Origin of the sequence: Variovorax sp. LG9.2 (assembly GCF_035018885.1) — a bacterium.
Lineage (GTDB): Bacteria > Pseudomonadota > Gammaproteobacteria > Burkholderiales > Burkholderiaceae_C > Variovorax.
In genome coordinates, this window is record NZ_JASJXB010000009.1 from 135,476 (window position 1) to 147,858 (window position 12,383).

Below are 12,383 nucleotides of genomic sequence, written 5' to 3' on the forward strand. Positions count from 1 at the left end.
GTCAATGTCCTTCGCCGAGGTAGGCGGTGCGCACATCGGCGTTGTTGCGGATCGCGGCCGGATCGCCAGTCGCGATGACGGTGCCGTTCACCATCACCGTGATGCGATCGGCGATGCGAAACACCGCGTCCATGTCGTGCTCGACCAGCAGGATCGCATGCGTCATTTTCAGACGCGTCAGCAAGGCGAGCATGCGTTCGGTTTCTTCAGCGCCCATGCCCGCGAGCGGTTCGTCGAGAAGCAGCACGCGCGGCTTCGTCGCCAGGCACATCGCGACTTCGAGCTGTCGCTTGGCCCCATGGCTCAGCGTGCCGGCAATGCGCCCTGCATCGGCCTCGAGGCCGGCGGCAGCGAGTGCTTCTCCCGCCGCTGCATTGCTCGCCGCGCAAGTGCCCGATGCCTGCCAGACCGCCCATGGTCGTGCCGTCGCGGCCTGCGCCGAAAGCCGGCAGTTCTCGTGCACGGTGAACTCCGGAAAGATCGTGGTGCGCTGGTAGCTGCGACCCACTCCGTCACGCGCGCGGCGCGACTGCGCGCGCGTCGTGATGTCGACACCATCGAGCACCACGCGCCCGCTCGATGCGGCGATCTCGCCCGACAGCATGTTGATCAAAGTCGACTTGCCGGCGCCGTTGGTCCCGATCACCGCGTGGATTTCGCCACGGTGCAGGTCGATGCTGACTGCGTTGACGGCGACGAGCCCGCCGAAGCGGCGCGTCAATGCATCGACGGACAACAGCGCGCTCATGCTGGCGCCCTCGTCATGTCGACGCCCTCGGCGAGAGCCGCGCCGCGATGCCGATGATCCCCTTGGGCAGCAGCGCGACGAACGCGATGATCGACAGGCCCAGCGTCAGCTGCCAGTGATCCGCCAGCGGACCGACCACGGCGTGCGTCGACAACAGCTCCTTCAGCAGCGTGAAGGCGACCGCACCGATCACTGCGCCGCGCAGGTGGCCGAGACCACCGAGGATGATCATCAACAGCACCTCGCCGGAGTTGTGCCATGCCAGCAGTTCAGGATTGACCACGCCGTCGCGTGCGGCCAGCAAGAAGCCCGCGAGGCCGGCCAGTGCGCCGGCAATGACGAAGGCCGCGAGCTTGTAGCCATACACCGGAAACCCGGCCGCGCGCATGCGCTGTTCGTTGACGCGGATGCCGGCCAATGCCGCGCCGAACCGCGAGCGGCGGATCAACGCCAGCAAGCCGAAAGTGAACACCAGCGCCGCCAGCACGAAATAGAACTGCACGCTGCGGTTCTCCATGTCGAGAGCGCCCAGCGCGGGCCGCACGTACATGTAGATGCCATCGCTGCCGCCGCCGATCTTGGTGTCGTGGAACACGAAGAACGCCATCTGCGCAAAAGCCAGCGTGACCATGATGAAGTACACGCCGCGCGTGCGCAGGCTCAACGCACCGACCACCAGCGCATAGGCCGCGGCCGAGCCCATCGCGAGCGGCAGCAGCCATGCGATGGAGCCGCCTTCGGCGCCCGAGCCGAGCACCGTCGCGTAGGCACCGATGCCGTAGAACGCCGCGTGGCCAAGGCTCACCAAGCCCGTCATGCCGACCAGCAGTTCGAGACTCAGCGCAAAGATCGACAGGATCATCACCTTGACGATGAAATCCGAAACGTACGGGCTCAGCAGCGGGCCTAGCAGGGCCAGTGCAATGGCACAGGCGAGCGGAAGAAATCGGTTGAACTGGCTCATCAAGCCCTGCGCCCCATAAGACCTTCAGGCCGCCAGATCAACACGATCGCCATCAGCACATAGATACCCATGCCGCTCACTTCGGCAAAGAGCACCTTGCCGAAGGTGTCGACGAAGCCGACCAGAAGCGATGCCACCAGTGCCCCGGTGATCGAGCCGATACCGCCGATCACCACGACCACGAAGCAGACGATGAGCACGCTGGCGCCCATGCCGGGATAGACCGACGACATCGGCGCCGCGATCATCCCTGCGAGCGCGGCCAGCGCCACGCCAGCCGCGAAGACGATGCGATAGAGCTTGCGGATGTCGATGCCCAGGCCGCGCACCATGTCGCGGTTGCTGGCACCGGCGCGGATCATCATGCCCAGCCGCGTGCGGTTCACGACCCAGTACAGCGCGATCGCCAGCACGATGCACGCAGCCGATGCGAAGAGCCGATACCACGGGTAGCTCATGAGGTCGCCGAGCGCGAAGCTGCCTTCGAGCCACGGTGGCGCCTTGACGCCGTGGACGTCGTTGCCGACGAAGATCGAGCGCACCTCTTCGAACACCAGGATGAGGCCGTAGGTCATCAGCACTTGCTGCAAATGGTCGCGCTGGTACAGGTAGCTGAAGAAAGCCCATTCGAGCAGATAGCCGAACACCGCAGCGAGCACCACGCCGGCCAGCAGCATGACGATGAACCGGTCGCCGAAGAGCGGCGCCAACGCGAACGCCATGTAGGCGCCCAGCATGTAGAAGCTGCCGTGCGCCAGGTTGATGACGCCCATGATCCCGAAGATCAACGTCAGCCCGGACGCCACCAGAAACAGCAGCAAGCCGTACTGCACGGCGTTCAGGCACTGAACGAGAAAGGTCCCCAATTCCACGCGGTCGATCTCGCTTCAGGCCATCACATGCGGCAGCCGCGGGCCGGGTCGGCCAAAGACTTGCTGGCGATGCTCACCATCTTGTTTTCCTTGCCGTCGACCTTGCGCAGATAGATGTCCTGCACCGGGTTGTGCGACTTGCTGATCGAGAACGCACCGCGCGGGCTGTCGATCTTCGTCTTCTCGATGGCGGCAGCGAACTCGGCCTTCTTGGTGATGTCGCCCTTGACCGCGGCGAGGCCGATGCCGAGCATCTGCGCGGCGTCGTAACCCTGTACGGCATAGACGTCGGGCTGCAGCTTGAACGCCTTGGCGTAGGCGGTGCGAAAGCTGGTGTCGCGCGGTGTGTTGAGTCCGTCTGCGTAATGCAGCGTGGTCAGCATGCCTTGGGCGGCTTCGCCTTGCGCATCGAGCGTGCCGTCGGTGAGGAAGCCGGGGCCGTACAGCGGGATGGTCTTGTTGAGGCCGGCCGCGGCATAGTCCTTGACGAACTTCACCGCGCCGCCGCCGGCGAAGAAGGCGTACACCGCATCGGGCTTGGCCGCGGCGATCTCTGTCAACAGCGCCTGGAACTCGACGTTGGGGAACGGCACGTTGAGTTGCTTGGTGACCTGGCCGCCGTTCTTCTCGAAGCCGTCCTTGAACCCGTTGACGGACTCGTCGCCGGCCGCGTACTTCCAGGTGATGGTGATCGCCTTCTTCTTCTTTTCCTGCTTGGCCGCGACCTCGCCCATGGCGTAGGCCGGTTGCCAGTTGCTGAACGAACTGCGAAAGATGTTGGGTGCGCACATCGGGCCCGTCACCGCATCGGCGCCGGCGTTGGGCACGATCAGGATCGTGCCGCTTTCCTTCGCCGCCTTGGCCATCGCCATCGCCACGCCCGAGTGCACCGTGCCGACGATGACATCGACGTTGTCGCGCTTGATCAGCTTGTTGACGTTGTCGGTGGCTTTGGAGGGGTCGGACTCGTCGTCGACCTTCACGTACTCGATCTCGCGGCCGCCGAGCTTGCCGCCTTGTTCTTCGACGCGCAGCTTGAAGCCGTTTTCGATCGCGACACCGAGCGCGGTGTAGGTGCCGCTGTAGGGCAGCATCAGGCCCACCTTGAGCTTGGCTTGCTGCGCATGGCCGAGCGTGGCTATGCAGGCCAGGGTCAATGCCGTGAACGTCGCCAGGGCACCGCGTGTGAAGCGAGGGGTCATGAAAGTCTCCTTTGATTGATGAACGAAACGGTCGCCAATATGGCTTGTTCCGGCTGATCGCGATGCGGGGAATGCCCGCAGTCGGCGAGCTCGAGCAACTCGCTTTGCGGCAAGCGTCGCTGAATGCCGCGAATCTGTTCCAGCGTGCCGTATTCGTCGTCGACACCCTGCATCGCCAGCACCGGGCAGCCGATGCCGGTCAGCTCGGCCTCGATGTTCCAGTGCTTGAAGGGCGGGTGCAGCCAGATGCGGCTCCATCCCAGAAAAGCCGAGTCGGCGCTGTCGTGATAGCGGGCTAGCTTCTTCGGCAGGTCGGTGGTCTCGTAGGCCGTGCGCGCCTGTTCGATGGCTTTGACCGTCTTGTCTTCGACAAAGATGTGCGGTGCCGCGACCACGATGCCCGCGACCTGATCGGGCGAGTGCGCCGCGAAAAGCAAGGCGATGGAGCCGCCGTCGCTGTGGCCGAACAGCCAGATCGGCTCGTTGATGCCGAGTGCGCCAAGCAGTTTGGGCAAGACCTCTTGCGCTTGGCGGTGCATGAAGTCGAGCTCCCATTTCTCGTTGACGCTGCGCGGGGTCGAGCGACCGTAGCCGGGGCGCGAAAACACCAGCCCCCGAAAGCCGCCCGCGTCGCACAGCCGCTGCGGGAATTCCTTCCACATCGCGACCGAGCCGAGGCCTTCGTGCAGAAACACGATCAACGGTACGCCGACGCGCTCGGGCGCGATGCGCACGACCTCGATGCGCACCTCGCGCTCGCGCCACTGCAGCGTGGCGAATTCGCAATCCGACGTCACGTGGCCTGTTCCCGCTCGCGCAGGCGGAAGCGCTGGATCTTGCCGGTTGCGGTCTTGGGCAGCTCGTCGACGAACTCGATGAAGCGTGGGTATTTGTAGGGCGCCAGTCGGTTTTTGACGAAGGCCTTGAGCTCGTCGTCGCTGGCGGTCTGGCCGGCCTTGAGCACCACGTAAGCCTTGGTCTTGGTCAAGCCGTCCGCATCCGGTTTGCCGATCACCGCGGCTTCTAGCACGGCCGGGTGCAGCATCAGCGTCGACTCGACCTCGAAGGGCGACACGTAGATGCCGCTGACCTTCAGCATGTCGTCGCTGCGGCCGGCATAGGTGTAGTAGCCGTCGGTATCGCGCGAGTATTTGTCGCCGCTCTGGGTCCAGCCGTCCTTGAAGGTAGCGGCTGTTTTTTCGGGATTGGCCCAGTACATCAGCGCGGCGCTAGGGCCTTTGATGTAGAGGTCACCGACCTCGCCGTCAGCCACGGCTTTGCCGTCTTCACCGCGCAGCTCGATCACATAGCCTTCGACCGGCTTGCCCGTGGTGCCGTAGCGAATGTCGCCCGGCCGGTTCGAGATGAAGACGTGCAGCATCTCGGTGGAGCCGATGCCGTCGATGATTTCGCAGCCGTAGTGCGCCTTGAAGCGCTGCGCGATCTCGCCCGGCAAAGCTTCGCCCGCAGACGAGCACATGCGAAGTGCGACGGTGTCGGCCATGGGCAATGCAGGCGAGGCGAGCATGCCCGCGAAGCCGGTTGGCGCGCCGAAGAAGACGGTCGGCTTCATCGCCGCAGCTACGCCGTGCGCGGCATTGCCGGTCCAGCGCTTGAACGTGGCATCGGGCGTCGGGCGTTCGGCCATCAGCACCACGGTCGCACCCACCGACAGCGGAAAGGTCAGTGCGTTGCCCAGCCCATAAGCGAAGTACAGCTTGGCGGCCGAGAAACACACGTCGTCTTCGGTCAGCGCCAGCACCGGCTTGCCGAACAGTTCTGCCGTCCACCACAGGCTGCCGTGCGCATGGACCGTGCCCTTGGGGCGCCCGGTCGAGCCGGAGGAATAGAGCCAGAAGGCGTGGTCGGTCGGCTTGGTTGCCATCGGCTCGGCCATCGGTGCGTGGCTGGCGATCATCGAATCGAAATCCAGTGCGCCGTCGGGCAGTGTGGTGATCGGATGCGATACGAAGAGCCGACGCAGCGCGTGCGGTGCGCGCGACATGCCGTCCTGCAATACCGGCAGCAACGCGCCCGACACCAGTGCCGCGACCGAGCCGCTGTGGTCCAGCATGTAGGCGTAGTCGTCGGCCGTGAGCAGTGTGTTGACGGCCACCGGCACCACGCCGGCATACAGGCAACCGAGGAAACTGACGGGCCAGTCGATGCTGTCGAGTTGCAGCAGCAGCACGCGCTCCTCGCGCTGGATTCCCGCAGCGTGGAGTGCGGCGGCAAAACGACGTGCCCGATCTTCGAGCTGGCCGTAGCTGAGCGCGCCATGGTCGTCGAGGTAAGCAGTTTTTTGCGCACGTCCGCGGTTCAGTGCAAACAGGTGCTCTGAAAAATTGAAGGGGCTCGGCAGGCTCATCGTGGGTCTCCGTCTCGATCACTTGCGGTATCAGTGCATGTGCAGTATCTTGCTTGTGCACGCACCATAAGCACGGCCCCATAGGGTGTCAAGCAATATAGTGCATGTATGGTGTTTACCCCGAGGGATGGAATGAACGAGCAAGTCGAGGCGGTGCTGTTGGCACCCGCAGAGATCGCGGAGAGCGAGGAAAAGAATCCACTGCTGGTCGCGCTGGGCGACCGGGTGCGCAACCTGCGCGCCCAACGCGGTCTCACGCGCAAGGCGGTGGCGAAGACAGCCGGCGTGTCGGAGCGGCACCTGGCCAACCTCGAATACGGCACCGGCAACGCATCGATCCTGGTGTTGCAGCAGGTCGCGACCGCACTGCACTGCCCGCTGGCCGAGCTGGTCGGCGACTTCACGACGAGTTCGCCTGAATGGCTGTTGATTCGAGAGCTGCTGGAGCACCGCGACGAGGCCGATCTGCGCCGCGTGCGCGTGGCCATCGGTGAGCTGCTCGGCACCGCGGGAGTCGACGCGGCACGGCACCGGCGCATCGCGCTCGTGGGCCTGCGCGGCGCAGGAAAATCCACGCTCGGCCAAATGCTCGCGGACGAGCTGGAACTGCCCTTTGTCGAGCTCAGTCGCGAGGTCGAAAAGCTGGCCGGCTGCAGCGTGCGTGAGATCCACGATTTGTACGGCACCAACGCCTATCGCCGCTACGAGCGGCGTGCGCTGGAAGAGGCGATCCAGATCTACGGCGAGGTGGTCATCGCGACGCCGGGCGGCATCGTGTCGGATCCGGCCACCTTCAATGAACTGCTGGCGCACTGCACCACCGTGTGGCTGCAGGCCGCGCCCGAAGAGCATATGGGCCGGGTGGTCGCGCAGGGCGACACGCGGCCCATGGCGGCCAGCAAGGAAGCGATGCAGGACCTCAAGCGCATCCTTGACGGACGGGCGGCTTTCTATTCGAAGGCCGACCTGACGATCGACACGCACGGCCAGACGCTGCAGCAAAGTTTCGACGCGCTGCGCAGCGCGGTGCTGCCTGTGGTCGGCGCGCAAAACGGCACCTGAGGCCGATTCTGAAATAAAGCATTCCAGTCGTCGGGCGGTCTTGACTCGCTCCGTTGCATGCACGATCATGCATGCGATCGGAGAAAGACGGCGCAGAGACATGCACTATCTTTCATGTTTGCCAAAGCCTTCAGGAGATAACCCACCATGAGCGACCTTTCTCAGCCCCTGCAGCCCCACCTGGCTCCGCAATCGCCCCGCGTCGATTACCGGACCGACCCCACCCAGTACCGCCACTGGAAGCTGGACGTCGAAGGCGCCGTGGCCCGCCTGTCGCTCGACATCGCCGAGGACGGCGGCATCCGCCCCGGCTACAAGCTCAAGCTCAACAGCTACGACCTGGGCGTCGACATCGAACTGAGCGATGCGCTGAACCGCGTGCGCTTCGAGCATCCGCAAGTGAAGTCGGTCATCGTCACCAGCGCCAAGGACCGCATCTTTTGTTCGGGCGCCAACATCTTCATGCTGGGCGTGTCGAGCCATGCCTGGAAGGTCAACTTCTGCAAATTCACCAATGAGACGCGCAACGGCATCGAAGACACGTCGAAGCATTCGGGGCTCAAGTTCCTGGCGGCCGTCAACGGTGCCTGCGCCGGTGGCGGCTATGAACTGGCGCTAGCCTGCGACGAGATCGTGCTGGTCGACGACCGCTCGTCTTCGGTGTCGCTGCCCGAGGTGCCGCTGCTCGGCGTGCTGCCCGGTACCGGCGGCCTGACGCGCGTAACCGACAAGCGCCATGTGCGGCACGACCTGGCCGACATTTTCTGCACCAGCGTCGAAGGCGTGCGCGGCCAGCGCGCGGTCGACTGGCGACTGGTCGATGCGATCGCCAAGCCGGCACAGTTCGCGGCAGCGGTGCAGGAGCGGGCTGCGAAGTTGGGCGAGGGCAGCCTGCGTTCCGGCGTTGCAGGCCAGGGCGTACTGCTGACCCGCATCGAGCGCACCGACAGCGCCGACGGCATCGCGTACGAGCACGTCACGGTCGTCATCGACCGCACGCGCCGCACCGCGACGCTGACGGTCAAGGCGCCGATTGCGGCCCAGCCGACCGAAATCGCAGGCATCGAGGCGGCAGGTGCTGCGTGGTGGCCATTGGCGATGTGCCGCCAGCTCGACGACGCGATCCTCAACCTGCGTACCAACGAACTCGACATCGGCACCTGGCTCCTGAAAACCGAAGGCGACGCGCAAGCCGTGCTCGCCAGCGACGCGACATTGCTCGCCCACAAAGACCATTGGCTGGTGCGCGAAACCATCGGTGCGCTGCGTCGTACGCTGGCGCGGCTCGATGTGTCGTCACGCAGCCTGTTCGCTCTGGTCGAGCCGGGCTCATGCTTTGCCGGCACTCTTGCTGAAATCGCATTCGCCGCCGATCGCAGCTACATGCTGGCGCTGCCCGACGATGCCGACAAGGCACCCAAGCTCACGCTCAACGAATTCAACTTCGGCTTCTATCCGATGGTGAACGACCAGAGCCGCCTGCAGCGCCGCTTCTATGAAGAGGCTGCGCCGCTCGAAGCGGTGCGCGGCGCGGCGGGTCAAGCGCTCGATGCCGACGCTGCACTCGCGCTCGGACTGGTCACCGCCGCACCGGACGACATCGACTGGAACGACGAAATCCGCATAGCGATCGAAGAGCGCGCCGCCATGTCGCCCGATTCGCTGACCGGCCTCGAAGCCAACTTGCGTTTCGCCAGCAAGGAGAACATGAACACGCGCATCTTCGGCCGGCTCACCGCCTGGCAGAACTGGATCTTCCAGCGGCCCAACGCCGTCGGCCCCAAGGGCGCGCTGAAGGTCTACGGCACTGGCGAAAAGGCCGGCTTCGACACGACCCGTGTCTGAACTACATCAACACAGACAACCCAAGGAACAACGATGAGCACCGTCAACTACAGCGAGAAGATCCCGAACAACGTCAACCTGGGTGAAGACCGCACGCTGCAGCGCGCGCTCGAAGGCTGGCAACCCAACTTCATCAACTGGTGGGACGACGTCGGCCCGGACGGATCGACCGACCACGATGTGTACCTGCGCACGGCCGTGAGCGTCGACCCGCAGGGCTGGGCGCAGTTCGGCCACGTCAAGATGCGCGACTACCGCTGGGGTATTTTCCTGAATCCGGGCGATGCCAACCGCGAGATCCACTTCGGCGACCACAAGGGCGAGAAGGCCTGGCAGGATGTCCCTGGCGAGCACCGCGCCAACCTGAAACGCATCATCGTGACGCAGGGCGACACCGAGCCCGCATCGGTCGAGCAGCAGCGCCACCTGGGGCTGACCGCGCCGTCGATGTACGACCTGCGCAACCTCTACCAGATCAACGTGGAAGAAGGCCGCCACCTGTGGGCGATGGTCTACCTGCTGCACAAGCACTTCGGCCGCGATGGCCGCGAAGAAGCGGATGCACTTTTGCAGCGCACCTCCGGCGACGTCGACAACCCGCGCATCCTGGGCGCCTTCAACGAGAAGACGCCCGATTGGCTGGCGTTCTTCATGTTCACCTACTTCACCGACCGCGACGGCAAGTTCCAGCTGTCGGCGTTGGCCGAAAGTGCCTTCGATCCGCTGGCACGCACGACCAAGTTCATGCTGACCGAAGAAGCGCACCACATGTTCGTCGGTGAGAGCGGCGTGTCGCGCGTGCTGTCGCGCACTGCCGCCGTCATGAACGAGCTGAAGACCGACGACGCGCAAAAGGTGCGTGCGGCCGGCGCCATCGACTTGGGCACGATCCAGCGCTACCTCAACTTTCATTACAGCGTGACGATCGACCTGTTCGGCGCCGACCAGTCGAGCAACGCCGCCATCTTCTACAGCTCGGGCTTGAAGGGCCGCTACGAGGAAGGCAAGCGCACCGACGACCACGTCCTCAAGGGCCAGAGCTACAAGATCCTCGAAGTGCAGAACGGCCAGCTGCAGGAGAAGGAAGTCCCGATGCTCAACGCACTGAACGAAGTGCTGCGCGACGACTTCATCAAGGACTCGGTGGCCGGTGTCGGCCGCTGGAACAAGGTGCTGGAAAAGGCTGGCATCGTGACGCGACTGGTGGTGCCGCACAAAGCTTTCAACCGGCAGATCGGCGCACTGGCAGGCATCAAGATGTCGCCGCTGGGCGCGGTCGTGAACGAAGTCGAATGGGCTGCCAAGAAAAACGAGTGGCTCCCGACGCCTGATGATTTCGCGTTCGTCGCATCGCTGATGGGCCGCGTGGTCGATCCTGGCAAATTCGCGGGGTGGATCGCGCCGCCGGTGATGGGTGTGAATCGCCAGCCCGTCGACTTCGAGTACGTGCGCTTCAACTGAATCGCCATGAACATGGTCGTTGAAGCCGGCGTCATCAAGCAGCACCTGATCGACCCGGAGATCTGCATTCGCTGCAACACCTGCGAAGCGACGTGCCCGATCGGCGCGATCACGCACGACGACAACAACTACGTCGTGCGGGCGGACGTGTGCAACGGTTGCATGGCCTGCATCTCGCCATGCCCGACCGGCTCGATCGACAACTGGCGCACCATGCCGACGGCACGCGCGTACTCGATCGAAGAGCAACTGACTTGGGAAGAGTTGCCAGCAGAAATGTCAGCCGACCAGCTTGCCGCCGAAGGTGTTTCGCCGACCGAAGCCGATGCGGCGGAAATGCCCGCGGTCGTCGTCGCGTTGGACACCGCCGCTTCCCTTTCAGCCGCAGAACCCGGAACCGTGCCCTTCAACTCCTCGGCCTACGGCGCGACGATGCCGCCCTGGTCGGCCGCGCACGCTTACACCAATCTGTTCTCGCCGAAGAAGGCAACCAGTGCGACGGTGGTCGGCAACTTCAATTGCACCGAGGCCGGCTTCGACAGCCAGACGCACCACGTCGTGCTGGACTTCGGAACGATGCCGTTTCCCGTGCTCGAAGGCCAGTCGATCGGCATCGTGCCGCCGGGAACCGACGCGATGGGCCGCGTCCACCAGCCGCGCCAGTACTCGGTCGCGAGTCCGCGCAACGGCGAGCGACCCGGCTACAACAACGTCTCGCTCACGGTGAAGCGCGTCACCGAAGACCACATGGGCAACGCCGTGCGCGGCATCGCGTCCAACTACGTTTGCGACCTGAAAGTCGGTGACAAGGTCACGGTGGTCGGCCCGTTCGGCTCGACCTTCCTGATGCCGAACCACCCCCGGTCTCACATCGTGATGATCTGCACCGGCACCGGCAGCGCGCCGATGCGCGCCATGACCGAATGGCGCCGGCGCCTGCGCAAGAGTGGCAAGTTCGAAGGCGGCAAGCTGCTGCTGTTCTTCGGCGCGCGCACGCAGCAGGAGCTGCCGTACTTCGGCCCGCTGCAGTCGCTGCCGAAAGATTTCATCGACATCAACTTCGCCTTCTCACGCACGCCGAACCAGCCCAAGCGCTACGTGCAGGACCTGATGCGCGAGCGCGCCGCCGACCTGGTCGCGCTGCTGAAAGACGAGCAGAGCCACTTCTACGTCTGCGGCCTGAAGAGCATGGAAGAGGGTGTGGTGCTGGCCTTGCGCGACGTGGCGCAAGAGGCCGGGCTCGACTGGGAAACCGTGGGTGCCGGTCTCAAGCGCGAAGGCCGCCTGCACCTCGAGACCTATTGAGCGTGCCGAAGATCGATCCGCGACAATCCGGCGCATGAAGTTCGCCGAGTTCCACGCAGGCCAGCGCATCGAGGCAGGGCCACATCAGGTGACCGAAGCCGAGGTGCTGTCGTTCGCCACCGCATGGGACCCGCAGTGGTTTCACACCGACGCCGAGGCCGCGGCCGAAGGCCCGTTCGGTGGCCTGATCGCCAGCGGCTGGCATACCTGCGGCATCGCGATGCAACTGGTCGTCGGCGCGGCGCTGGCCGGCTCGGAATCCTTCGCCTCGCCGGGGCTGGCCTACGTGCGCTGGCCGAATCCGGTGCGTCCTGGCGATGCGCTGAAACTCGTCGTCGACGTGATCGAGGTGCGTCGCTCCGAGAGCAAGCCGCGGCTGGGGATCCTGCGCTGGCGCTGGCAACTCTTCAACCAGCGCGGGCTCGAGGTGCTGGACCTCGAAGCGACCAGCCTGTTTCGCCTGAACCCGATGCTGTGAGGCCGATGAAGCGCGCCGTCGCACTGGCGACCTCGCGCCTTCGTCACCGGGCATTCCCGCTGGATTTGCACCAGCTCA

At 64.7% G+C, this 12,383-nt stretch carries 11 protein-coding genes; 5 read left to right on the top strand and 6 right to left on the bottom strand.

Translation table 11 applies throughout. The annotated features are described in order from the left end of the window. Position 1: 1 nt before the first annotated feature. Genes QN413_RS12030 through QN413_RS12055 form a run of 6 tightly spaced genes read right to left on the bottom strand, consistent with a single transcriptional unit; the run spans position 2 to position 6,154 of the window. The gene (locus QN413_RS12030) at positions 2–748 is read right to left on the bottom strand and encodes an ABC transporter ATP-binding protein (RefSeq protein ID WP_323496836.1); all 747 of its coding nucleotides are present in this window, start codon (positions 746–748) and stop codon (positions 2–4) included. 13 nt (positions 749–761) lie between these two features. Beyond that, positions 762–1,712, bottom strand: a complete 951-nt coding sequence (locus QN413_RS12035) for a branched-chain amino acid ABC transporter permease (RefSeq protein ID WP_323496837.1) — start codon at positions 1,710–1,712, stop codon at positions 762–764. Beyond that, positions 1,712–2,584 carry a branched-chain amino acid ABC transporter permease gene (locus QN413_RS12040; protein WP_323496838.1) on the bottom strand — a complete coding sequence of 291 codons (873 nt, stop codon included), beginning with the start codon at positions 2,582–2,584 and terminating at the stop codon, positions 1,712–1,714. Before QN413_RS12040 ends, QN413_RS12035 begins: the two co-directional genes overlap by 1 nt. Before the next feature lie 23 nt (positions 2,585–2,607). Next, complete coding sequence (locus QN413_RS12045) at positions 2,608–3,786, bottom strand: ABC transporter substrate-binding protein (protein ID WP_323496839.1); 1,179 nt, start codon at positions 3,784–3,786, stop codon at positions 2,608–2,610. After that, entirely contained in the window at positions 3,783–4,583 is an 801-nt protein-coding gene (locus tag QN413_RS12050; protein ID WP_323496840.1) for an alpha/beta hydrolase, read from the bottom strand. The genes QN413_RS12045 and QN413_RS12050 overlap by 4 nt, the downstream gene beginning before the upstream one ends. Beyond that, positions 4,580–6,154, bottom strand: coding sequence for a benzoate-CoA ligase family protein (locus tag QN413_RS12055; RefSeq protein ID WP_323496841.1), 1,575 nt, complete (start codon positions 6,152–6,154; stop codon positions 4,580–4,582). Before QN413_RS12055 ends, QN413_RS12050 begins: the two co-directional genes overlap by 4 nt. Positions 6,155–6,286: 132 nt before the next feature. Here QN413_RS12055 and QN413_RS12060 point away from each other — a divergent pair, with 132 nt between their 5' ends. The 5 genes from QN413_RS12060 to QN413_RS12080 all read left to right on the top strand — a co-directional run bounded on the left by QN413_RS12060 (position 6,287) and on the right by QN413_RS12080 (position 12,305). Further along, positions 6,287–7,216: a helix-turn-helix transcriptional regulator gene (locus QN413_RS12060; RefSeq protein WP_323496842.1), complete on the top strand. Its 930-nt coding sequence runs from the start codon at positions 6,287–6,289 to the stop codon at positions 7,214–7,216. Positions 7,217–7,363: 147 nt separating this feature from the next. Then, positions 7,364–9,061 (top strand): 2,3-epoxybenzoyl-CoA dihydrolase, encoded by a 1,698-nt coding sequence (boxC, locus tag QN413_RS12065; protein ID WP_323496843.1) that lies wholly within the window; start codon positions 7,364–7,366, stop codon positions 9,059–9,061. A gap of 33 nt (positions 9,062–9,094) precedes the next feature. Continuing rightward, positions 9,095–10,522, top strand: a complete 1,428-nt coding sequence (boxB, locus tag QN413_RS12070) for a benzoyl-CoA 2,3-epoxidase subunit BoxB (protein WP_323496844.1) — start codon at positions 9,095–9,097, stop codon at positions 10,520–10,522. A 6-nt stretch (positions 10,523–10,528) separates the two neighbouring features. Next, positions 10,529–11,827 carry a benzoyl-CoA 2,3-epoxidase subunit BoxA gene (gene boxA, locus QN413_RS12075; protein ID WP_323496845.1) on the top strand — a complete coding sequence of 433 codons (1,299 nt, stop codon included), beginning with the start codon at positions 10,529–10,531 and terminating at the stop codon, positions 11,825–11,827. A 34-nt stretch (positions 11,828–11,861) separates the two neighbouring features. Then, entirely contained in the window at positions 11,862–12,305 is a 444-nt protein-coding gene (locus QN413_RS12080) for a MaoC family dehydratase (protein ID WP_323496846.1), read from the top strand. Positions 12,306–12,383 lie beyond the last annotated feature (78 nt).